This window comes from Collimonas sp. (genome assembly GCF_035566375.1).
GTDB lineage: Bacteria > Pseudomonadota > Gammaproteobacteria > Burkholderiales > Burkholderiaceae_D > Collimonas.
In genome coordinates, this window is record NZ_DATMRK010000058.1 from 1 (window position 1) to 22,605 (window position 22,605).

Here is a 22,605-nt window from a genome sequence, read left to right on the forward strand (position 1 = left end):
TGACCTGTACCTGCGGTCGATTCCAGCTTGATTTTGTCGCGGCCTGATTTCGCCATGATTCTTCCTTTATTCTGCTAGTTAGACTTTTTCGCCACGAGCGCGCAAATCGGTCAACACGGCATCGATGCCGATTTTGTCGATCACGCGCAAACCGGCGTTGGACAAGCGCAGGGAGACCCAGCGATTTTCAGACTCAACGAAAATGCGGCGATTTTGCAAGTTAGGCAAAAAGCGACGTTTCGTCTTGTTGTTTGCATGGGAAACGTTGTTGCCGACCATCGGCCCCTTCCCGGTGACTTGGCAGACACGTGCCATGTTTTTACTCCTAAAAGATTTCCGAAACTGGAAAAAAGGAGAGTATATATAAAAAAATGAGATTTTTCAATGACTTGCGAAAAACAATTGTGTCTTCTGCGCGTTGATGGATTTAACAATTCGAGGCCGGGAGATTTATAGCTGGCCGTGCTCGGCAAACGAGTGTACTTGCGTCCCCGCTACAATGAAATGATCCAGTATCCTGACGCCGATCAGGTCCAGTGCCTGCTTCAGGGTTTGCGTCAGCTGGCGATCGGCGGAGCTCGGTTCCGGCGTCCCGGATGGATGGTTATGTGCCAGCATGACGCTGGCGGCATTGTGCGCCAGTGCTGCCTTGACCACTTCGCGCGGATAGACGCTGGCGTGCGTCAAGGTGCCGCGGAACAGTTCCTCGGCACCAATCAGGCGATTTTTGACGTCGAGGAAGAGCACTTGAAATGATTCATAGGGTTTGTTGCTCAGCAACAGTTGCAGATACTGCTTGACGGCGGTGGGGGCGTCGAAGCTGCTGCCGGCCTGCAATTCTTCCGCCAGGGAGCGCCGGCCCAGTTCCAGTATGGCTTGCAGTTGAGCGAACTTGGCGGGGCCGAGGCCGTTGATGGCGCAGAAGTCTTTGATAGGGGCGGAAAACAAGCGATTCAGCGAGCCGAAATGGGTGGCCATTTCGCGTCCAAGGTCGACCGCGCTTTTGCCGGCGACGCCGACCCTGAGAAAGACCGCCAGCAATTCCGCGTCGGAAAGCGCATGCGGGCCGAGCTTGATCAGACGTTCGCGCGGCCTTTGATCAGCAGGCCAGTCAGTAATTGCCATGGTGTGGTCAGGATTAGTCAGGATTAGGTGTATCGCCAGCCACGTCATATGGCCCAAGGTGGCTTACAATATCACCTTCTGCTCAGTAGTTATTTTTTTGTTAATGGTGCTTTTGCCTAATCATGCCTAATTCGTCTCTCCCCGTCGTTACCGAAGCATCTTATCTAACCTTGCACTATCGCCTTGCCTCGCAAGACGGTGAAGATATCGTCAGTACCTTCAAGGAGTCGCCTGCTACCTTGCAGTTCGGCATGGGTCAGCTGGCGCCGTTTCTGGAAACCTGTCTGCTGGGTTTGCCGGAAGGCACGCACCAAACCTTCGACCTGCCGCCGGAACAGGCTTTCGGACCGCGCAACCCGGAGCTGATCCAACGCGTCTCGCGCGCCACCCTGCGGCAGAACTCCCAGCTGGGAGAGGAGTATCGTATCGGTGACCTGGTGGAATTTGCGGCGCCGGGCGGCGGTCAGTTTGCCGGGGTGCTGCGCGAGATAGACGAGCAGGGCGCCATATTCGATTTCAACCATCCCCTGGCCGGGCAGCCGCTCAAGTTCGAAGTCAAAATCATAGGCATTTTGTAGTTTGCAGCTGAAGGGCATGAACATGGATATGAAAATGGATAAAGAGATTTTATTGGCGCAACCGCGTGGATTCTGCGCCGGCGTCGATCGGGCGATTGAAATTGTCGAGCGCGCGCTGGAACAATTCGGTGCACCGATTTATGTGCGTCACGAGATTGTCCACAATGCGTATGTGGTAGCGGATCTGCGCAACAAAGGCGCCATTTTCATTGAAGAACTGGCCGATGTCCCTGCCGGCAATACCGTGATTTTTTCTGCACACGGCGTCTCCAAGGCGGTGCAGGAAGAAGCGGAGGTGCGCGGCTTGAAAGTATTCGATGCGACCTGTCCTTTAGTGACCAAAGTACATATGGAAGTTGCCAAGATGCGCCGCGAGGGGCGTGAAATTGTCATGATCGGGCATGAGGGCCATCCCGAAGTGGAAGGCACCATGGGCCAGACCGAGAATGGCATGCATCTGGTCGAGACGGTGGCCGATGTCGGCCAACTGCAAGTCGGCAATCCTGAGATGCTGGCCTATGTGTCGCAGACCACCTTGTCGGTCGACGACACCGCCGACGTGATCGCCGCGCTCAAGCAAAGATTTCCGAGCATTACGGAGCCGAAGAAAGGCGACATCTGCTACGCCACCACCAATCGTCAGCAGGCTGTCAAGTTCATGGCGCCGCAAGTTGACGTGGTGATCGTGGTCGGCAGCCCCAACAGTTCGAATTCCAACCGTTTGCGCGAAGTGGCGGAGAAGAAGGGCACCATCGCCTATATGGTGGACAACGCCGAACAGATAGATCCCGCCTGGCTGCAGGGTAAAAGCCGCATCGGCGTCACCGCCGGCGCATCGGCTCCAGAGGTCCTGGTGCAAGCCGTGATAGACCGCCTGAAGGCCTATGGCGCTAAAAACGTGCGCACGCTGGACGGCGCCGAAGAGAATGTCACTTTCCCTATGCCCAAGGGGCTGGCGCGCGCTTAAGAAGGATGACGGAATAGGCAGCCGGCCAATATGAATTTATTCACGATTATTGGTAATACGGTTTCGCTTCTGTTTATTTTCTGCTAAAACTCTTATAGAGAAGGCCACGCGTAGCGGCTCTGCTGCTTCATTCTGGCGCGAAATTATATTTCGAAGAAACTCTACTTTTCCATCGATAGTTTTCTGTTTTCCTCGCTATCATTGCGGCGCTGTGATTTGATTGTAAAACCCAGTGCTGAACCGCGGTCAGCAGGGTAATATTGGGGGCCGTCAGAGTTGCTTATCGCCCAACGTTGGCTATAATCTGCACGGTCATGGTGCGTTGTCCCCGAGGCAAGGCACTTTAAGATAAAAAACGTTTTTACACAAAGACGTATAGGAGACAAACAATATGTGTACCCAGTTCATTCTTCTTATTCCGGCTATTCACGCAATGCCAAATTACCTTTCCAGCTAAGGGGGGAAGGGCGTCTCCCAACGGCACTCGGACTTTATCCCAGGTGCCGTTTTTGTATCGGGAATGATTTTTGCTGTGCTGCCTAGGGTCGCCATAGTGTTCTGACCGATTTGAACCAAAACACACATATAAGAAGGAAATTATGGATATCTTTATCCAACAAATTATCAACGGCCTGGTGCTGGGAAGCATGTACGCGTTGATTGCCCTCGGTTACACGATGGTATACGGGGTGCTGAACCTGATTAACTTCGCCCACGGCGACATCTTGATGATCGGGGCCATGGTTGGCCTGTCCATCCTCAAGTTGCTGCAACATGTGGCGCCGGGCCTGCCCGGTATCGTCCAACTGGTGATTGCGATCATTGGCGCGATTCCGGTTTGCGTCATCGTCAGCCTGATCATCGAACGGGTCGCCTACCGGCCGTTGCGCAATGCGCCACGTCTGGCGCCGCTGATCACCGCTATCGGCGTTTCCATCCTGTTGCAGACTTTCGCCATGATGATCTGGGGCCGCAGCCCGTTGGCGGTGCCGCAAGTGATGCCTTCTGATCCTGTGCACATCTTCGGCGCGCTGATCTCACCGACGCAAATCATGCTGCTGGTACTGGCTGCGGCATCGATGTTCGGCCTGGTGATGCTGGTCGAAAAAACCAAGATGGGCCGCGCCATGCGCGCAACCGCTGAGAATCCGCGGGTCGCCGGCCTGATGGGGGTCGATTCCAATCGCGTGATTGTGATGACCTTTGCCATCGGCGCCGCGCTGGCGGCAGTGGCCGGCGTGATGTGGGGTGCAAACTATTCATCGGCGCAATTCGCCATGGGTTTCGTACCTGGCCTGAAAGCATTCTCAGCCGCGGTGCTGGGTGGTATCGGTAATATCTACGGCGCCATGCTGGGCGGTATCCTGCTGGGCCTTATCGAGAGTTTGGGAGCCGGTTATATCGGCGATCTGACGGGGAATTTCCTCGGTAGTAATTACCAGGATATTTTCGCCTTCGTGGTACTGATCATCGTACTGACGTTGCGGCCGTCCGGCATCATGGGCGAACGTGTCGCCGATCGCGCTTAATCCGGAGGAAAACATGGCTCATTTTTTCGACACTAAAAAGAATCCGACCAAGGCTTACACCAGCTTGGCGGCGCTCGGTATCCTGCTCGTGATATTCCCCTTTATTGCCGCCAATTTCGGTAACTCCTGGGTGCGTATCATGGACTTTGCGCTGTTGTACATCATGCTGGCGCTGGGTCTGAACATCGTGGTCGGTTTCGCCGGCCTGCTAGATCTCGGCTACATTGCGTTCTACGCAATCGGCGCCTATATGACCGGTTTGCTGGCGTCGCCGCAGTTTGCGTCAGTGCTGGAATCCTTCGTCAATACCTATCCGGTCGTCGGCGATTTCCTGGTCAGGTTATACGGGCCCGAGATTGTCCAGAACGGCATTCATTTGTCGTTGTGGGTGATCGTGCCGCTGGGAGCTGCGTTGGCGGGCATGTTCGGCGCCATTCTAGGGGCGCCGACGCTGAAGTTGCGGGGCGATTACCTGGCTATCGTGACGCTCGGCTTTGGTGAAATCATCCGGATTTTTGTGAATAACCTGAATGCGCCGGTGAATATCACCAATGGCCCACAGGGTATCAATCTGATTGATCCTATCCGCATCTTCGGTGTCTCGCTGGCAGGGGAGCGCGGCTCCAATGCGACGGTCCAGCTGGGTAGCTATGGCATGCCGTCCGTGAATGCCTACTACTTCCTGTTCCTGGTGCTGTGCATTGCGATCATTTTCGTCTCTCTGCGTTTGCAGAATTCACGCCTGGGCCGTGCCTGGGTGGCGATTCGCGAAGATGAAATTGCGGCCAAGGCGATGGGTATCAATACCCGCAACATGAAGTTGCTGGCGTTCTCCATGGGCGCTTCGTTCGGCGGTGTGGCCGGCGCCATGTTTGCCTCGTTCCAGGGCTTCGTATCGCCGGAATCGTTCTCGCTGACTGAATCGATTGCGGTGCTGGCGATGGTGGTGCTGGGCGGCATGGGGCATATCCCTGGAGTCGTGCTCGGCGGCGTGCTGCTGGCGGCGTTGCCGGAAGTGCTGCGGCATACCGTGGAACCGATGCAGATGGCTATTTTCGGCAAGGTTCTGATCGATGCGGAAGTCCTGCGCCAGTTGCTGTACGGCCTGGCGATGGTGGGCATCATGTTGACCCGTCCTGCCGGTTTGTGGCCTGCGCCTAAGCATGAGGACCGGCCGGACGCCGATATCGATAAACCTACGCTGGCGACCGGCGTGGTAGAGGCATAAGGAGATCTCATGAGCGCATCAATTATTTTGAATATCTCCGGCGTAAACAAACGATTCGGCGGTTTGCAGGCCTTGTCGGAAGTTAGCATCAAGATCCTGAAGGGCCAGATCTACGGCCTGATCGGACCGAATGGCGCCGGCAAGACGACTTTCTTTAACGTGATTACCGGGCTATACCAGGCCGATACCGGTTCCTTTGAACTGGCCGGCAAGCCGTATTCGCCCTCGGCGCCGCACGAAGTCGCCAAGTCCGGCATCGCGCGCACCTTCCAGAACATCCGTCTGTTTGGCGAGATGACTGTGCTGGAAAACGTCATGGTGGGCTGTCATGTGCGTACCCACCAAGGCGTGTTCGGCGCAGTATTCCGTCACAAGGCCGCGCGCCAGGAAGAACTGGCGATCCGCAAGCGTTCCCAGGAACTGCTGGATTTCGTCGGCATCGGCCGTTTTGGCGAGCGTACCGCACGCCATTTGTCGTACGGCGATCAACGCCGACTGGAAATTGCCCGGGCGCTGGCTACCGAACCGCAATTGCTGGCGTTGGACGAACCTGCCGCCGGCATGAACGCCACCGAAAAACTGGCATTGCGCGAGCTGTTGGTAAAAATCAAGAATGAAGGAAAGACCATTTTGCTGATCGAACATGATGTCAAGCTGATGATGGGCTTGTGCGACCGCCTCACCGTGCTGGATTACGGCAAGCCGATTGCGGAGGGATTGCCGGCGGAAATCCAGAAAAATCCGGCGGTGATTGAAGCCTATCTGGGAGGTGGTCACTAATGGCAAACAATATTCTGCAGGTGACCAACCTGAAAGTCGCTTACGGCGGCATCCAGGCAGTCAAGGGCATTAACCTGGAAGTCAACGAAGGCGAGCTGGTAACCCTGATCGGCGCTAACGGCGCCGGCAAGACCACCACGCTCAAAGCGATTACCGGAACTTTGCCGCTATGCAAGGTCGAAGGCGAGATGCATTACCTGGGGCAGCACACCAAGGGCACTACCTCGTTTAGCCTGGTCAAGCAAAAACTAGCCATGGTGCCGGAAGGGCGCGGCGTGTTCACGCGCATGAGCATCCAGGAGAATTTGCTGATGGGCGCTTACACACGCGACGACAAGGCTGGCATCGCGGCCGACATCGACAAGTGGTTTGGCGTGTTTCCACGCTTGAAAGAGCGCGCTGCGCAAATGGCCGGCACCTTGTCCGGCGGCGAACAGCAGATGCTGGCGATGGCGCGTGCATTAATGAGCCATCCCAAGCTGTTGCTGCTGGATGAGCCGTCGATGGGTTTGTCGCCGATCATGGTGGAAAAGATCTTCGAGGTTATCCGCAACGTTTCCGCGCAAGGGATCACGATCTTGCTGGTCGAGCAGAACGCCAAGCTGGCTTTGGAAGCTGCGCATCGGGCCTACGTGATGGATTCCGGCCTGCTGACGATGAGCGGCAACGCCAGGGATATGCTGGACGATCCTAAAGTTAAGGCCGCCTATCTGGGCGAGTAACCAGGGAATTGTTTTTTTCAAGCCCCGCCGCAAAAGGAGCCTATGCTCCCGTTGCGGCGGGGCTTTTTGCTTGTTGTTGCTTGAACGCGAAGGCTAATTGACGAACACGGATGTCTCGCCTATCCGTTTTGATATCTTGAAACGTTGAAAGAAAATGCTTTCTCGAAAGCTTTCGATTTGATGATCAACCACGACAATCGCAACAGGTTTTCCGGGCAAACGTGCGCAGAACCGATCTGCGGAAATGACGATGTTATTCTCGTGCAGGCGGTCGCCCCAGAATAGGTCATTGCTGCGTGAGTCGACTACTGTGAGGGATTTCTTGAGATAGAAGCTGAGCGATGACACTTCCTCAAAATCTCGATAGAGATATATCTCTCTGCCGGGCAATGCCCTTTGTATGTAGGTAGCCAGGGAGCGCGTTGATACTAGCGGTTCGATTTCCACCAGGGTTACCATCAGTCCTGCCGTGAGCCATGCAGGTAAAACCAGATACGCCAGGATCCCGACTCTGGCGTTGCGCCAGACGCAGTACGCGGATCCTATTGCTAACAGGGCCAGTCCGGTCAGAACCACAAGAAAGAACGCCGCCATTTTTAATCCTAGGATCGTGACGTCCGGACGCGCTTTTTCAAAGCCTGTCGTCACCCAAATGCATAGGCCGATTGTGATGACGGCGATCAGCAGGCCCGGGACGGCGCCGCCGATTCCTCTGAGGAAGCCACGATTCTCGATCGCAGTTGCCAGATGAAAAGCGGCAAACGGTACGGCGGCGATCAGGTAGTAATTGGCTTTGGCGCTGGATAGGGAAAAGAATAGCAGCGGCAGCAGCCACGCCAGCCACAAGAAGCGCTGCAATGGAAATTGCCTCGTGTTGAGCGGCTCTCGCGCAGAAAAATATAAGCTTGACAGTAAGGCAGACCAAGGGAAAAGATAGGCCACCATGCGTGGCAGGTAATACCACCATGGGCCGGAATAGTAGTCACGTGGTTCGCGTCTCCCCAGAAACCGCAAGACGTGTTCGTTATAAAAATAAAACCAGGCAAAAAACGGGTCGATCAGGCTCGCCGTCACATGCCAGGGTGCGGCAATCGCAAAAAATATCAATATCGCGTAGGGTTCGAACCATGTGCGCCAGTCGCGCAGGCGGTGGCTGACAAGCATGAATCCCAATGCGATCAGCCCGAATAACACCAGTGCGACCGATCCTTTGGTGAGTGAGGCCAGGGCCAGGCAGGCATAACCCAGTCGCAGCCATTTCTTTTTACCGTCATGCAGATGGCGATAGGCGCACATCAGCGCCGCAGTCAGCAACGCCGTCAGCAACATATCGAACATCAATAGCCGCGACATCGCCATCACGCCAATGCTGCTGGTAAACATCAGCGCCGCCAGACGGCCCGCGCGCGGACGCCTGACAATCCTGCCGAATTGCAGCAACATGGCGACGCAGGCCAACGACGACAAGACAGGGACCAATCGGGCGGACCATTCCGATACGCCGAAAACGGCAAAGGACACGGCCGTTAACCAATACAGCAGAGGCGGCTTTTCCAGGTACGGCAAACCGTTCAGATGGGGAATTACCCAGTGGCTCCAATCGTGGGAGGTCAGCATCTCACGGGATATATCGGCATACAAGCCCTCGTTGTTATCGAGAATACCGACGCTGCCGAGGCCAATCAGCACAAATCCCACAGCGCTCGCCCAAATCAACCATATTGGAATATGCAGTTTGACGCTCTGTTGAGGATTTTTCATTGTGCTCTTTGGCTGGCCGCTTATGATCGAATTATTGTCGCTTATATAAGCGGGGTACAGCTGGTTTTGTTTCGAGGTTCGGATATGTCCAAATTAAAACGTGTTTGGCACGGCCCTCGCAGGTTTGGTCTTTCAAGGGGGGCGATTGCTTGACGGCTTGCCTGGAAAGCGCATTGGCAATGACTGCGCTGAGAGAAGACGCTTGGATTGCAAAAGCATTCCGAAAAAAAAAGAGCCATATAGGCTCTTTTTTTTATAACCAGCGGATGAACTGATCAGGTCAGAGGACGTGAATTGAGCTGATTCTCCGACTGCTGGATACGACGTTCAATCGCATCCGGCACATTGACTGCGGCTTCAGCCGGAGTCCGGCTGGCGTCGCTTGGCGAAGCTGTTTGTATGGTGCGCAGTTTCGGGGTTGCGATCGGTGCTGTCGAACCGGTCGAAGGCACGTTCTTACCGGTGGCGACATCTTGCAGGCGGCGATATTCAGCCAATACCTTGTAGCCATAACCGCCGTCATTGGCAAATGCCGCAGCGCCGACATAACGCTTCAAGCCAGCTTCGACCGAACCGCCCTGGGTCACGTAATCCTTGAGGATCATGGAGCCGACCTTGATGTTGGCAGCCGGATTCAAGGCCGCCTTGATGCCGCCCAGGCTTTCAAATTTCTCTTCATGTACCTTCGACATGACCTGCATCAGGCCTTGTGCGCCCACCGGGCTTTCCGCAAACGGATTCAGGCCGGATTCGATCGCCATCACTGCCAGGATCAACAGCGGATCAAGCTTGGTTTCCCGAGCTGTTTTGTAGGCTGTCGTGACAAACATGTTGGTAGCCTCGCCCGCCACCCGATAGCGCTTGGACAACCAGTTAGTGACCCATTGCTGTTGGCGCGGGTTGTCGAGCGGTTTGATGGCTTTATTCGCCAATCCATCCATATGCAGCAGATGATTATTGCTGGCGGCCGGCGCCGGTACGGTCAGGCCTGCTACTTTAGGTGCGGTATTGGCCTGGCCGGAAAGTTCCGGTGCAAATGCAGGTGCAGCTTGCGGCGCAATTTTTTGCTCAGTGTTGCTGGCAAACAGCGGCAGATTTTGAAGCTTGTAGGCCAGATCCGGTTTCACCATCATGGTGGTGAAGCCGAGGATGGCCAGCAAACCGCTGAACAATACGGTAATGCGAGTGGTGGCGATGAGGCCGCCGACGGTGTCCCGGGCAAAAAACATGCCGTTGACGGACTGGCTACTGAATTTTTTTAAATAGTCGAGCGTCGCCCAATTGGGTAGTGCCCTGGTAAATCTTGCTAACAATTGAACCTCCTGAATCGTCGCGGTGCATGCAGACCCCTGGTTAAAGCGGGGGCACGGAAAGCAAATGCTGCTTGCACCGTAATCAATATCGAATATCGCAGGGCATCGCATATGGTCTGCGTTATGCCTTGAGTCGTCGTTGTTCGCGTTGGGTTCCAACTTAAGTAGCGATTGATGTATCGGCTGCGCAAAGGCGCCGGCTACTGGCAAACAACTTGTTCGGGGGAGAAGGCTGACGCCTTTTGAAAACACTCCTTAAAATGTCATATGGGACCCCGATCCCGTGAGTATTGAGAGCCACCATATAAACCGCTTTTTGGGCGGGGCGACTGCTTCAAGCTGGGCGCATTGTATGAGGCTGTTTATATCAAGTCAATACTATGAAAAGCATTATCAATAACTTTTATGTATAACGATTACACCGGTTTACCGCCGCAAGCCAATAAAATCAAGCACTTGGCTGAAATGCCTTAATTGCCGAATTAACATTCATAAACATTGTAAAACCCATGAAATATTCAGATTTACGTGATTTTATTGTCAAATTAGAACAGATTGGTGAGCTAAAACGCGTTTCGACGCCGATTTCACCCTATTTGGAGATGACGGAAATCTGCGATCGTACTTTGCGGGCAGCCGGACCAGCGCTTCTTTTTGAAAATCCGGTCGGCCATTCGATACCTGTGTTAGGTAATCTATTCGGCACTCCACGCCGCGTTGCGCTTGGCATGGGAGCAGACGATGTGAGCGAATTGCGGCGCATCGGCCATGTGCTGGCGATGCTGAAGGAACCCGAGCCGCCCAAGGGTTTTAAAGACATTCTCGGCCTCGGCACCCTGGTCAAATCATTGTGGGATATGGCGCCCAAGGAGCACCGCTCGGCGCCATGCCAGGACATCGTGTGGGAAGGCAATGACGTCGATCTGGGCAGGCTGCCGATTCAGCATTGCTGGCCGGGCGACGTCGCGCCGCTGATTACCTGGGGCCTGGTGATTACCAAAGGGCCGCACAAGAAGCGCCAGAATCTCGGCATCTACCGCCAGCAAGTGCTGGGCCGGAACAAGGTGATCATGCGCTGGCTGGCGCATCGCGGCGGCGCGCTGGATTTTCGCGAGCATGCGATCGCTACCGGCGGCAAGCCGTATCCGGTGGCGGTAGCGCTGGGCGCCGACCCCGCTACTATATTAGGTGCGGTGACGCCGGTGCCGGACAGCTTGTCTGAATATCAGTTTGCCGGCCTGCTGCGCGGCAGCCGCACCGAGCTGGTCAAAGCCATCGGCAGCGAGCTGCGGGTGCCGGCTTCGGCCGAGATCGTGCTGGAAGGGCATATCAACCCGGATCCGTCCCATCCTTCGGGTTATGAAATGGCGCTGGAAGGACCGTATGGCGATCACACCGGCTATTACAATGAGCAGGACTGGTTTCCGGTGTTTACCATCGACCGCATCACGATGCGGCGGTCGCCGATTTATCACTCGACGTATACAGGTAAGCCGCCGGATGAACCTGCAGTGCTCGGCGTGGCGCTGAACGAGGTGTTCATTCCGCTGCTGCAAAAGCAGTTTTCTGAAATCACCGATTTCTATTTGCCGCCGGAAGGCTGCAGTTACCGCATGGCAGTGGTGCAAATGAAGAAGGCGTATGCCGGCCATGCCAAGCGGGTGATGTTCGGCGTCTGGAGTTTCCTGCGTCAGTTCATGTACACCAAGTTCATCGTGGTGGTTGACGAGGATGTCAATATCCGTGACTGGAATGAAGTTATCTGGGCGATTACCACCAGGGTCGATCCGATCCGCGACACCACGATAGTGGACAACACGCCTATCGATTATCTCGACTTTGCCTCTCCGGTCAGCGGCCTGGGCAGCAAGATGGGGATCGACGCCACCAATAAGTGGCCGGGTGAAACCAGCCGCGAGTGGGGGCGCACCATCAGCATGTCGGATGAAGTGAAAACGCGCGTCGATCAGATCTGGCAAGAATTGGGTTTGTAAGGCGGGGTTTGTAAGGCAGGGTTTGCAAGACGGAGCCTGTAAGGCGTGGCTGGTGAAGCGGGGGTTTGCAGGCCGCATCGGCAGAAAATGGCGGCAGGGCTGCAAAAGCGTATAAAAAGCGCTGCCAGTTATGCCGCAATGCGGTACAATTCACCCCGGCGGGCCCCTGCGCATTGTGGCGTGGTCAACCTGGTCAGGTCGGGAACGAAGCAGCCACAGCCATTTCCTGCAAGTGCCGCAGACAAGGCTCGCCTCTATCCTTTGTAATACCCTTTTGTACTACCCCTCTGTACTACCCCCTCTGTACTACCCCCTCTGTATTAATTCCCTACATTACTCCCCGTTCGCATCCACGCGATGATCGTTGGTCGTTTATTCCCGGCAAGCGTTACCATCTATGCAAGCCAAAACCGGTAAGTTATCTCACCGCTTGATCGCATCGCCGGCAGGCATGCTGAAGCCTATCGTCGTCGTACCGTCTATGCTGCTGGCAAACACACCACCGCCATGCATCTTGGCGATCGCCTTGACGATCGCCAGCCCCAGGCCATGGCCGTGCAACTGGCTTTGGTCCTTGTCGTTACGTGCGGCGTCGACCCGATAGAAACGATCGAACAAACGCGGCAGATGATTGTCGGCGATCGGTTTGCCCGGGTTCGACACCGCAATCCGGATCGCCGCCGGCTGCTGCGTGATCGTGACTGCAATTGCGGCGCCAGGGATGGAATGCTGGATCGCGTTATGCAGCAGATTACTCATTGCGCGTTTGAACAACGAGGTTTCGATGGAAGCCTCGGCATTCATATCGCCGTCGACCTTTACCGTCATTTTCGATTCATCTAGCAGAAACTCAAAAAACTCCACGGTCTTGTTGATTTCCTTGGCAACCGAAGTGCGTACCAGGCTGGTGGCGGCTTCGCCCTGATCGGCGCGCGCCAGGAACAGCATGTCGTTGATGATCGAACGCAGGCGCTCCAGTTCCTCCAGATTCGATTGCAGCACTTCCTCGAATTGCGGCGCGGTACGTTGCCGCGACAAGGCCACCTGGGTTTCGCCGATCAGGTTGGCCAGAGGCGTGCGCAGCTCGTGGGCGACATCGGCGTTGAAGGCTTCGAGCTGGTTGTAAGCGCCTTCCATGCGCTCCAGCGCGCCGTTGAAGGCAATCGTCAAATCCGACAGTTCGCCAGGTAGCGGTGAAATTTGCAGGCGCTGCGATAAGGTTTTTGGGCCGAGCGATTGCGCTGCGCTGGACAATTGCTTCAACGGCCGCAAGCCAACCTGTGCAATCCAGTAACCAAGCAGCATCACCAGCAGCACGCCCAGCGACGACAAGCCGACCAGCGCGGTCATGAAGGCGTGCAGAGTATGCATATAAGGCGCTGCATCCACCGCCACGATCAAGCGCACCGCAGGTCGATCCAGGAACGGCTCGATCGTGCCGATCATGGTATGCAGCGGATATTCGCGGCCATGCAGCGTCATGACGCCCATGCCGTTCGGATTGCGGTCGAGCTGCTCTATCTCAGCCAGTCCTTTGCCGTATTGAAAACGGGTGTCGTCGCTCAGCACCCAGTAACGGACGCTGCCGTCGGCTGGCGTCAGGGTATCCAGCTTGGCCTGCACCCGCGGCCAGCGGGCGGGATCGCCGTTATGACCGATCATGTAGCGGGTATCCAGAAACCGCGTGTTGAGTTCGTCTTGCTGATGGCGCGCCAGTTCCCGTCGCAGCACGCCATACAGCGCGCTGCCGATCAAGGAAAAAATCAGCAGCGCCGCTAAGGCAAACATCGCCACCAGGCGTACTGTGATCGAACGTTTCATTCGCTGCTCTCTTGCGTGAGCGCTTCCCGCAGTTCCAAGATATAACCCATGCCCCGTATGGTATGCAGCAACCTGGGGCTGAACGGCGTGTCGATCTTGGCGCGCAAACGCTTGATGGCGACTTCGACGACGTTGGTATTGCTGTCGAAATTCATGTCCCAGACCAGTTCGGCGATGGCTGTCTTGGACAGGATTTCTCCCTGGCGCCGCGCCAGCACCGCCAGCAGAGAGAACTCTTTGGCGGTGAGGTCGATCCGAGTATTCGCGCGATAGGCTTTGCGGCTGATCAGGTCGATCTGCAAATCGGCAATCCGTAGCTGTGCCGGCTCCAAGGCCCGGCCGCGCCGGGTCAGCGCTTGCAGCCGCGCCAGCAACTCAAGAAAGGAAAACGGTTTGACCAGATAATCGTCGGCGCCGCCTTGCAAACCCTTGACGCGATCTTCCACGCGGTCGCGCGCGGTCAGCATGATGACCGGGGTTTGTTTGATTGCACGCAGGGCGTGCAATACCGTAAAACCGTCTATGCCCGGCAGCATGACGTCGAGCACGATGACGTCATAGTCGTGTTGCAACGCCAGGTGCTGGCCGTCCACGCCGTTATGCGCGACATCGACCGCGCAACCCTGTTCGGTCAAGCCCTTGCACAGATAGTCGGCCGTCTTCAGTTCATCTTCGACGATCAGGATTTTCATATGTAGCCTGTCTCCTGGCCAGTAACCTGCGCATCTTCAGCAACCGGTCGATGTGCAGGAAGGTATTTCATTATGCCGATTTGCGCCGATTATTTCGGCGCATTATTTTGACTCACTTCGAGTCTATCGCTTCTGGTGCGGGGGCGACCGGCGCAATGACAGATTTTCTTGCCGCCTTGCGCGCCTGCCGCGCTTCCTTGCGCCGCATATACCAATAATGGGCGCGATCCAGATACAGATAGACAACCGGGGTCGTGAACAAGGTCAGCGCCTGCGACAAGACCAGCCCGCCCACCATCGCATACCCCAACGGCCGCCGCAGTTCCGAGCCGGCGCCGTGGCTCAGCATCAGCGGCAAACCGCTCAGCAGTGCGCACATGGTGGTCATCATGATAGGCCGGAAGCGCAGCAGGCATGCCTGGTAAATCGCTTCTTCCGGTTTCATCCCATGCTCACGCTCCGCCGTCAGCGCGAAGTCGATCATCATGATGCCGTTCTTCTTGACGATACCGATCAGCAGGATGATGCCGATCAATGCAATCACGCTTAAATCGTAACCGCCCGCCATCAGGATCAGCAGGGCGCCGACGCCGGCCGAAGGCAAGGTCGACAAGATCGTCAGCGGATGGATATAACTTTCATACAGCAAGCCGAGCACGATATACACCGCGACCAGAGCGGCTGCGATCAAATACGGTTGCGATGCCAGCGAATCGCCAAAGGCCTTGGCGGTACCCTGGAAAGCGCCGCTCAAGGTTTGCGGCACGCCCATTTCTTGCTGCGCTTTCTGGATCGCATCGACCGCTTCGCCCAGCGACACATTCGGCGCCAGGTTGAAGGAAATCGTCACCGCCGGGAACTGGCCTTGATGGCTGATCGACAGATACGAAGTCTTGTTGGTGTCGACGGTGACAAAGGTCGACAACGGCACTTGCTGCCCGGTCACCGGCGAGGTCAGGTAGAGCTTGCTGAACAGGTCAGGGTCTTGCTGCAGCTTGGGCGTTACCTCCAGGATCACGTGGTAGCTATTGATCTGCGTGAAGTACTGGGCCACCTGGCGTTGGCCGATCGCATCGTAGATGGTGGAGTCGATCAGCGCCGGCGAAATCCCGAAGCTGGAGGCGCGCGCGCGGTCGATGGTCAGGTTGGCTGCAGCTGCGGCATTTTGCTGATCGGAAGCGACGTCGGTCAATTGCGGTAATTGACGGAAGCGGTTCATCAATTTCGGCGCCCAGACGTTCAGTTCATCCAGGTTGGAGTCAGTCACGGTGTATTGATATTGGGTACGCGACAGACGGCCGCCGACGTTGATATCCTGGCCCGCCTGCAAGAACAGGTTAACCCCCTGCACCTTGGCCAGCTGCGGCCGCAAGCGCGTGATTACCTCGTCGGCGCTGGCGGTGCGCCCCTGATCTTTTGGTTTCAGGCTGATGAAGAAATTGCCCGTATTGAATGTATTCTGGCCACCGCTCATGCCGAAGCCGGTGACATCCGGATCCTGGCGCACCACATCGGCCAGCGCCAGCATGCGTTTGTTCATCGAGGAAAATGACGAATCCTGCGCCGATTCGGCAAAGCCGTAAACGAAGCCGGTATCCTGCTGCGGAAAGAAGCCTTTTGGGATCACCATAAACAGCACCACGGTGGCGGCCATGGTGGCGAAGAACACCATCAAGGTAATGAATTGATGGCGCAGCACCACATGCAGGCCGCGCTTGTAGCCATTAAGCATGGCGTCGAAACCGCGCTCGAACATCTGATACAGGCGGCCATGCGATTCAGCCGTATGCGGTTTCAGGAAACGCGAACAGAGCATCGGCGTCAACGTCAGCGAAATGAAAACCGAGACCACGATGGTCAGCGTCACGGTGATTGCGAATTCACGGAACAGACGGCCAACGATGCCGCCCATCAGCAGCAGGGGGATAAACACCGCCACCAGCGAGACAGAAATCGAGATAATCGTAAAGCCGATCTCTCCCGCGCCCTTGTAGGCCGCCTCCATCGGCGACATGCCTTCTTCGACATAGCGATAGATGTTTTCCAGCATCACGATCGCATCGTCGACCACGAAACCGACCGAGATGGTGAGCGCCATCAGCGATAAATTGTCGAGGCTGAAACCTAACAAGTACATGGCAGCGGCGGTGCCGAACAAGGCCAGCGGCACCGTCAGGCTCGGGATCAAAGTGGCCGGCACGTTGCGCAGGAACAGGAAGATCACCAGCACCACCAGGGCGATGGTCAGCACCAGCGTGAACTCCACATCCGCGACCGAGGCGCGGATGGTCTGGGTGCGGTCGATCAGGGTATTGACGTGTACCGTCGGCGGGATCGCTGCTCGCAGGCGCGGCAAGGCGGCCTTGATGCTATCCACCGTTTCGATCACGTTGGCGCCCGGTTGCTTGGTCACCGCCAGCACGATCGAACGGCCGTTGGTAATCGTGTTGCCGGCCGGCGCAGCCGCACCGGCATAGGCCCAGCCGGCAACCTTGAGGTTTTCTGCAGCGTCGATGGCGACGCCGAGGTCGCGCACCCGGATCGGTGCGCCATTCTTGTATGCCAGCACCATGTCGTTCCATGGTTCCGCACTCAGTAACTGATCGTTGGTATACACCGTAAAGCTCTGCTTGGCACCGTCAACCGTGCCTTTCGGCTGATTCACGGTGAGATTGGCGATGACGCCGCGAATGTCTTCCAGGCTGATGCCAAGCGCGGTCAGTTTGGTCGGGTCGACCTGGATCCGGACCGCTGGTTTTTGCACGCCGCCGATGAAGACCAGGCCGACCCCGGGAATCTGCGAAATCTGCTGCGCCAGGATATTGTCGGCGTAGTCATTCACCTGGATCAGCGGCAGTGCGTCTGATTGCACCGCCATCACCAGGATCGGCGAATCGGCCGGATTCACCTTGCGGAAGCTCGGCGGGCTGGGCAGGTTGGTCGGCAACTGACCGGTGGCGGCGGTGATCGCCGCCTGGACGTCGAGCGCGGCGGCGTCGATGCTGCGGTTGAGATCGAACTGCAGCGTAATTTGAGTAGAGCCGAGCGAGCTGGTCGAAGTCATTTGCGACAGACCGGCAATCAGGGAAAATTGACGCTCCAGCGGCTGCGCCACACTCGACGCCATGGTTTCCGGATTGCCGCCCGGCAGATTGGCGGAAACCTGGATCGTCGGAAAATCGACTTGTGGCAGCGGCGCCACCGGCAGCAACGGCCACACTGCGGCGCCGACCAGGAAAATCGCAATCGCCAGCAGCGTGGTGCCGATGGGGCGTTTGATAAAGGTGGCGGAGATGCTCAATTGCTTGCTCCTTTATTGCTTCCTTTGCTGCTGCCGCTGCCGTTGCTTGCATCCTTGGCCGTTTGCGCTTGCGGCGGCGCGCTGCCGGCAGCAGCTTCCATGATCTTGATGCCAGGTTTCAGTTTGTACTGGCCATCAACCACCACCCGCTGCCCCGCAGTCAAGCCCTTGTCGATGACCGCCAGGCCTTCCTGGATATTGGCGACCTGAACCGGCTGAATGTTGACAGTGCTATCGGCCTTGACGATATACACATAGGTACCGTCCTGGCTGCGCTGTACCGCCGCCGCCGGCAGCGTCAAAGCTTGCTTGCGGTCGCCCAGAATCAGCCGGACATTGACATATTGGCCCGGCCACAATACATGCGACGGATTCTGGAAAATCCCTTTCAGTTGCACAGTGCCGGTGCTGGTGTCGATCTGGTTATTGAGCAGCGCCAGATTACCCTGAGCCAGCATGGCGGAACTGTTGCGCGCATAGGTTTGCACGCTGAGCGGCTTCTGGCTGCCGCGCAAAGCCGCATTGATGCTCTGGAAGCTTTCTTCCGGCAGGGTGAACACCACCGCAATCGGATCGATTTGATTAATCACGACCAGGCCATTGGCGTCGGCAGCGTGGACGATATTGCCCGGATCGACCAGGCGCGCACCGACCCGGCCGCTGATCGGCGCCAGGATTTTGGTAAAGCTGAGCTGCACCTTGGCGTAATTGATCTGCGCTTCGTCAGCTTGCACCGCGGCTTGCAGCTGGTTGACTTGCGCTCGGGTGGCGTCCAGCGTCTGTTGGGTCGCGGCGTCCTGTTGCACTAGCGTGGTGTAACGTTGCAGGTCCAGTCGCGAGTTCGCCAGTTGCGCCTGGTCCTTGGCTCTTTGCGCCAGCGCCTGGTCCAGCTGCGCTTGCAAGGTACGCGGATCGATTTGCACCAGCAACTGGCCGGCCTTGACGTCCTCGCCTTCGACAAAACCGACCTTGTCGAGCTGGCCGTCGATACGCGCCTTGACGGTGACGCTGGCATTCGAGGTAACCGTGCCGACTCCGGTCAGGTACATCGGCACATCTTGCTGCTGGACGGCGGCGGTGCTGACCGATATCGGGTTGGCAGCAACGGCTGGCGCCGCGGTCGCGCCAGCTTTGTGAACTATGGCCCAGCCGGCGGCGCCGATCAGGATCAGGATTGCGGCGGTGATCAGCAGCGTCGAACGTGGTTTGGAAAGTGTGGTGGTCATATCGTCGGCTTGCGGAATTAATCTGTGGTGTGCGTTGTGGCGTTAATTTGTGGCGTTATCGTGAGTCTTGTTTTGCGCCTGGCTGCTGCGTTCGGCGCTGGCCAGCTGGCTTGTATCCCAGCCGCCGCCGACCGCCTTGATCAACGCCACGCTAGCCAGCAACTGGCGTCCCAGCAATTGCACCAAAGTGCGTTCGTTGCTCAGCGCCAGTGTTTGTGCGGTGACCACGGCCAGATAGGTTGCGGTGCCGGCGCGATACTGGCTGAGCGCCAGCCGTTCCGCCAGTTGCGAAGCTTGCACCGCCTGCTTCTGGGCGACTGCTTCGCGGTCCAGGACGCTGAGCGTAGCCAGGTTGTCCTCGACTTCCTGGAAGCCGCCTAATACGGTTTGTTTGTATTGCGCCACCGCAGCGTCGTAGACGGCAATTGCCTGGTCGCTATGGGCGCGCCGCAAGCCGCCGTCGAAAATGGTCTCGGCCAGCGCCGCCCCGAGCGACCAGACCCGGCTTGGGGTGCTGAACCACTGCGCCAGGCTGGCGCTGTTGAAGCCGCCGCTGGCGCTTAGCGTCAGCGCCGGGAAAAAGGCAGCCTTGGCGACGCCGATGTTGGCATTGGCGGCGGCAGCGCGGCGCTCGGCGCTAGCGATATCGGGCCGGCGCTCCAGCAGCTCGGAAGGCAGACCGGCTGGAATCGGCGGCAAGCCCGCCTGCATCTTGCTCAACATTTGAGTGTCGGCCGGCAGCGCAGTCAAAGCGAAGCCGGAGGGCGCGTTGCCGGTCAGGATCGCGATCGCGTGTTCCAGCTGGCTGCGTTGCGCCTGCAAATCGATGGCTTGCGCCTCTGCGGTTTTCAACTGGCTTTCCGCCAGCGCCACATCTGAGCGCAGGGTGACTCCGGCCGCGTATTGGCTCTGGGTCAACTGCAGCGAACGGGCGTAAGCGGCGGTGGTGCGCGCATACAAATCTTGCAGCAGATCGGTGATGCGCAATTGCAGATAATCTTGCGCCAAGGTCGCCTGGATACTGAGGCGCGCCGCGGCCAGATCGGCGGCGCTGGCCTGGGTGTCGGCGTCGCCGGCTTCCACTGAACGCCGCACGTTGCCCCAGATATCCGGTTCCCAGCCACCTTGCAGGCCAGCGTTGTAGTTATTGCCGAGTTTGAGGCCATTGCTGTTGCTGTTACTGCGGGCGCGGTCAACCCCGGCGTTGACGCCGAGCGTCGGCCAGAAGCCGGCGCGCGCCGCATCGGCGGCTGCGCGTGCCTGGCGATATTGGGCTTCCGCCTGGCGGATGTTCTGGTTGGCCTGGTTGGCTTCTTGTATCAAGCCGTTCAACGTAGCGTCACCGTAGACTTCCCACCAGTTGCTGCCGTCTATTGGTTGTGGCTGCGCTTGTTTCCACGGGCCGCTTTCTTTATAGCTGGCAGGCAGGTCCATCGACGGCCGCACATAATCGGGGCCGACGGCGCAGGCTGTCAGCGATAGCGCAATCGCGGCAGCCATGATGGTGGCTGAAAATGTACGCTGGGTTGTTGAAGGCGGGGGAAAATTCATGAGTCTGCTTGGGCTGGCGTTCGGCGCATAGGATGGAAGGTCCGGGCGGCAGCCGACAACGCGCAGCACCGGACAGTATTTGTTCCTACTTTAAATCTCGTTGCGGTACCTGATGCTGTCGCAAATATGACAATTCTGTCAGTTTCGCCCGTGTTTAGGGCCTGTTGACCTATGATTTGGGAGATGCGTTCCAACCAAAACGTGTGCTGGCAAGGCGCGTGGCGTAGCTGGGGCTGGAGCCCCAGCAAGCCATGCAACGCGGCCAGCGCACGTTTTGGCTGGAACCCTCCGGGAACGGCTGCAGGCGTCGCATGCCGTTGTTGCAGCTCCTTGCCGTAGCACCGCTACGTCGCGTCGCTGCGCCTAGGCACGCAACGCCTGCCGCGCGTTCGCATTCCCAAATCATAGGTCAACAGGCCCTAATGCGCAGTGCGCTGATAGTGGTGGCAAGCAAGGTTGCACTTGCGGCCAGCCACAGCGACAAATGGACTGCACTGGCGTCGATATGGGCGCTGTCGGCTGCGGCCTGGGCGATGCTGGTCGCCGCCAGCACCACTGCCACCAGCGCCGCCCCCAGGGATTGGCCGAAGGTGCGCGCAATCGCCAGTACGCCGGATGCGGTGCCGCTGCGCGCACGCGGCGCATTGCCCAGCATTTCGCGATTATTCGGGCTCTGGAAGAAACCGAAACCCAGTCCGCAGACGAAGGCGCGCCACAAGATATCCGGCACCGAAGCGTGTTCGCCCAGGCAGGCCAGCAATATCAGGTCCAGTGTCAGCACCAGCAGGCCGCAGGTCGAGAGCAGCGATGCCGAATAACGGTCGGCCAGGCGGCCGGCGATCGGCGCCGTGATGGCAATCGCCACCGGCCAGGGCGTAAACAAGGCGGCGGATAGCAGCGGGCTGAAACCGTAGGCGCCTTGAAATAGAAACGGCAGTGCAATAAAGGCAATTCCCTGGCCGACAAAAGAGCAGAGTGAGGTGGCGGCCGCCATCGAAAACCGTTGTGATGCAAAAATATCAAGCGGTAACAACGGCGCGCTGTAGCGTTGTTGTCTGATGATAAATAAAATTACCGCAACCAGGGCAATCGCACCGAGCAGCAATTCCTTGCTCCAGCTGTCGTGGTGCGATAAACCGTCGACAGCCATTACGATAGCGCCCAAGGCCAATGCTGAGAGCAGGGCGCCGATCGCATCGAATTTGCCGCCGCGTCCGGGATCGCGCGGCAATACGCGCCGCGCCAGCAACAGCGTGACGATACCGAGCGGCACATTCACCGCAAACAGCCACGGCCAGCTCAGCAGCGACAGCATCAGGCCGCCAATCGCCGGCCCGGCGGCAGTGGAGGAGGCCACTACCAGAGCGTTGATGCCAAGCGCTGCGCCCAGCAGGCGGGTTGGGAATATATTGCGGTAGAGCGCTGGCCCGATACTCATGGCGGCAGCGCCGCCGATGCCTTGTAAAAATCGCATGCCGGTCAGCATCGCCAGCGACGGCGACAAGGCGCAGCCTAATGAGGCTAGCGTGAATATCAGGATGCCGCTCATGTATACACGGCGGAAGCCGAGTACTTCGCCCAGTGAGGCGAAGGCGACCATGGTCATTGCGCCGGCGAGGATGTAGGCATTGGCTATCCATACCGCGGCAGCCGGATCGACCTGCAGGCTGCGCGCGATCATGGGCAGCGCGACATTGACGATGGAGCCGTCCAGCACGGTCATGCTGGTACCCAAGATCATGACGATAATCGCCACCCGGCGTGCTGCTCCGGGCAGGCCGTCGTCTTCCGGCTGGTCGCCGAATAGCTGGCTCATAGTGTGAGTGCCAGGCGGCGCGGCTTTGGCGCAACACTTGATCGGAGCAATGGCAATGGCAATGGCAATGGCGAAGTAGGCACGGTCAATAATAGAATCTGGGGAGCATTGATGGGCCGGAGCGGAAGCCGCGAATTATTACATGAAGCGCAATTTCACGCAGGTGGCCAAGCCGCTGATTAAGAGAGGGGATCAAGAGCG

General features: G+C 57.5%; 17 protein-coding genes and 1 other RNA gene. 8 read left to right on the plus strand and 10 right to left on the minus strand.

The window, feature by feature from the left end; genetic code table 11:
- Positions 1–78 precede the first annotated feature (78 nt).
- Together rpmB and radC are read right to left on the minus strand one after the other, a co-directional pair.
- The gene (gene rpmB / locus VNZ60_RS18980) at positions 79–315 is read right to left on the minus strand and encodes a 50S ribosomal protein L28 (protein ID WP_014005219.1); all 237 of its coding nucleotides are present in this window, start codon (positions 313–315) and stop codon (positions 79–81) included.
- A gap of 135 nt (positions 316–450) precedes the next feature.
- Positions 451–1,125, minus strand: a complete 675-nt coding sequence (gene radC, locus VNZ60_RS18985) for a RadC family protein (RefSeq protein WP_325661893.1) — start codon at positions 1,123–1,125, stop codon at positions 451–453.
- 122 nt (positions 1,126–1,247) lie between these two features.
- Between radC and VNZ60_RS18990 the strand changes: the two genes are divergently transcribed.
- The 6 genes from VNZ60_RS18990 to VNZ60_RS19015 all read left to right on the plus strand — a co-directional run bounded on the left by VNZ60_RS18990 (position 1,248) and on the right by VNZ60_RS19015 (position 6,929).
- Positions 1,248–1,703 (plus strand): FKBP-type peptidyl-prolyl cis-trans isomerase, encoded by a 456-nt coding sequence (locus tag VNZ60_RS18990; protein WP_325661895.1) that lies wholly within the window; start codon positions 1,248–1,250, stop codon positions 1,701–1,703.
- A gap of 34 nt (positions 1,704–1,737) precedes the next feature.
- On the plus strand, positions 1,738–2,670 hold the full coding sequence (gene ispH, locus VNZ60_RS18995) for a 4-hydroxy-3-methylbut-2-enyl diphosphate reductase (RefSeq protein WP_325661897.1): 933 nt from the start codon (positions 1,738–1,740) through the stop codon (positions 2,668–2,670).
- A 599-nt stretch (positions 2,671–3,269) separates the two neighbouring features.
- Positions 3,270–4,199 carry a branched-chain amino acid ABC transporter permease gene (locus VNZ60_RS19000; protein ID WP_325661899.1) on the plus strand — a complete coding sequence of 310 codons (930 nt, stop codon included), beginning with the start codon at positions 3,270–3,272 and terminating at the stop codon, positions 4,197–4,199.
- A 13-nt stretch (positions 4,200–4,212) separates the two neighbouring features.
- Entirely contained in the window at positions 4,213–5,427 is a 1,215-nt protein-coding gene (locus tag VNZ60_RS19005) for an ABC transporter permease subunit (protein ID WP_325661901.1), read from the plus strand.
- Between the two features lie 9 nt (positions 5,428–5,436).
- Positions 5,437–6,207 (plus strand): ABC transporter ATP-binding protein, encoded by a 771-nt coding sequence (locus VNZ60_RS19010; RefSeq protein WP_325661903.1) that lies wholly within the window; start codon positions 5,437–5,439, stop codon positions 6,205–6,207.
- A complete protein-coding gene (locus VNZ60_RS19015) occupies positions 6,207–6,929 on the plus strand; it encodes an ABC transporter ATP-binding protein (RefSeq protein WP_325661905.1) in 723 nt (240 codons plus the stop codon). Before VNZ60_RS19010 ends, VNZ60_RS19015 begins: the two co-directional genes overlap by 1 nt.
- Before the next feature lie 93 nt (positions 6,930–7,022).
- Here VNZ60_RS19015 and VNZ60_RS19020 read toward each other — a convergent pair whose 3' ends face one another.
- Together VNZ60_RS19020 and VNZ60_RS19025 are read right to left on the minus strand one after the other, a co-directional pair.
- The gene (locus tag VNZ60_RS19020; RefSeq protein WP_325661906.1) at positions 7,023–8,690 is read right to left on the minus strand and encodes an ArnT family glycosyltransferase; all 1,668 of its coding nucleotides are present in this window, start codon (positions 8,688–8,690) and stop codon (positions 7,023–7,025) included.
- Positions 8,691–8,965: 275 nt separating this feature from the next.
- The gene (locus tag VNZ60_RS19025) at positions 8,966–10,003 is read right to left on the minus strand and encodes a transglycosylase SLT domain-containing protein (protein ID WP_325661908.1); all 1,038 of its coding nucleotides are present in this window, start codon (positions 10,001–10,003) and stop codon (positions 8,966–8,968) included.
- 509 nt (positions 10,004–10,512) lie between these two features.
- Here VNZ60_RS19025 and ubiD point away from each other — a divergent pair.
- On the plus strand, positions 10,513–11,997 hold the full coding sequence (gene ubiD, locus VNZ60_RS19030) for a 4-hydroxy-3-polyprenylbenzoate decarboxylase (RefSeq protein WP_325661910.1): 1,485 nt from the start codon (positions 10,513–10,515) through the stop codon (positions 11,995–11,997).
- A 157-nt stretch (positions 11,998–12,154) separates the two neighbouring features.
- Positions 12,155–12,253: signal recognition particle sRNA small type (gene ffs / locus VNZ60_RS19035), an RNA gene on the plus strand.
- A 167-nt stretch (positions 12,254–12,420) separates the two neighbouring features.
- Here ffs and VNZ60_RS19040 read toward each other — a convergent pair.
- The 6 genes from VNZ60_RS19040 to VNZ60_RS19065 form a co-directional block, all read right to left on the minus strand.
- Positions 12,421–13,818: a heavy metal sensor histidine kinase gene (locus VNZ60_RS19040; protein ID WP_325661912.1), complete on the minus strand. Its 1,398-nt coding sequence runs from the start codon at positions 13,816–13,818 to the stop codon at positions 12,421–12,423.
- Complete coding sequence (locus VNZ60_RS19045; RefSeq protein WP_325661913.1) at positions 13,815–14,510, minus strand: heavy metal response regulator transcription factor; 696 nt, start codon at positions 14,508–14,510, stop codon at positions 13,815–13,817. The genes VNZ60_RS19040 and VNZ60_RS19045 overlap by 4 nt, the downstream gene beginning before the upstream one ends.
- A gap of 112 nt (positions 14,511–14,622) precedes the next feature.
- A complete protein-coding gene (locus VNZ60_RS19050) occupies positions 14,623–17,811 on the minus strand; it encodes an efflux RND transporter permease subunit (protein WP_325661915.1) in 3,189 nt (1,062 codons plus the stop codon).
- Positions 17,808–19,037: an efflux RND transporter periplasmic adaptor subunit gene (locus tag VNZ60_RS19055; RefSeq protein ID WP_325661917.1), complete on the minus strand. Its 1,230-nt coding sequence runs from the start codon at positions 19,035–19,037 to the stop codon at positions 17,808–17,810. The genes VNZ60_RS19050 and VNZ60_RS19055 overlap by 4 nt, the downstream gene beginning before the upstream one ends.
- Positions 19,038–19,079: 42 nt before the next feature.
- Positions 19,080–20,588, minus strand: coding sequence for an efflux transporter outer membrane subunit (locus VNZ60_RS19060; protein WP_325661919.1), 1,509 nt, complete (start codon positions 20,586–20,588; stop codon positions 19,080–19,082).
- A gap of 409 nt (positions 20,589–20,997) precedes the next feature.
- Positions 20,998–22,404, minus strand: coding sequence for an MFS transporter (locus VNZ60_RS19065; protein ID WP_325661921.1), 1,407 nt, complete (start codon positions 22,402–22,404; stop codon positions 20,998–21,000).
- Positions 22,405–22,605: the final 201 nt, after the last annotated feature.

Bases quoted from the DNA above. Each gene is read 5' to 3' on its own strand.
- VNZ60_RS19010 (WP_325661903.1), top strand. From the start codon at position 5,437: ATGAGCGCATCAATTATTTTGAATATCTCCGGCGTAAACAAACGATTC.
- rpmB (WP_014005219.1), bottom strand. From the start codon at position 315: ATGGCACGTGTCTGCCAAGTCACCGGGAAGGGGCCGATGGTCGGCAAC.
- ispH (WP_325661897.1), top strand. From the start codon at position 1,738: ATGGATAAAGAGATTTTATTGGCGCAACCGCGTGGATTCTGCGCCGGC.
- ubiD (WP_325661910.1), top strand. From the start codon at position 10,513: ATGAAATATTCAGATTTACGTGATTTTATTGTCAAATTAGAACAGATT.
- VNZ60_RS19045 (WP_325661913.1), bottom strand. From the start codon at position 14,510: ATGAAAATCCTGATCGTCGAAGATGAACTGAAGACGGCCGACTATCTG.
- VNZ60_RS19020 (WP_325661906.1), bottom strand. From the start codon at position 8,690: ATGAAAAATCCTCAACAGAGCGTCAAACTGCATATTCCAATATGGTTG.
- VNZ60_RS19055 (WP_325661917.1), bottom strand. From the start codon at position 19,037: ATGACCACCACACTTTCCAAACCACGTTCGACGCTGCTGATCACCGCC.
- VNZ60_RS19040 (WP_325661912.1), bottom strand. From the start codon at position 13,818: ATGAAACGTTCGATCACAGTACGCCTGGTGGCGATGTTTGCCTTAGCG.
- VNZ60_RS19015 (WP_325661905.1), top strand. From the start codon at position 6,207: ATGGCAAACAATATTCTGCAGGTGACCAACCTGAAAGTCGCTTACGGC.
- VNZ60_RS19060 (WP_325661919.1), bottom strand. From the start codon at position 20,588: ATGAATTTTCCCCCGCCTTCAACAACCCAGCGTACATTTTCAGCCACC.
- radC (WP_325661893.1), bottom strand. From the start codon at position 1,125: ATGGCAATTACTGACTGGCCTGCTGATCAAAGGCCGCGCGAACGTCTG.
- VNZ60_RS19065 (WP_325661921.1), bottom strand. From the start codon at position 22,404: ATGAGCCAGCTATTCGGCGACCAGCCGGAAGACGACGGCCTGCCCGGA.
- VNZ60_RS18990 (WP_325661895.1), top strand. From the start codon at position 1,248: ATGCCTAATTCGTCTCTCCCCGTCGTTACCGAAGCATCTTATCTAACC.
- VNZ60_RS19005 (WP_325661901.1), top strand. From the start codon at position 4,213: ATGGCTCATTTTTTCGACACTAAAAAGAATCCGACCAAGGCTTACACC.
- VNZ60_RS19000 (WP_325661899.1), top strand. From the start codon at position 3,270: ATGGATATCTTTATCCAACAAATTATCAACGGCCTGGTGCTGGGAAGC.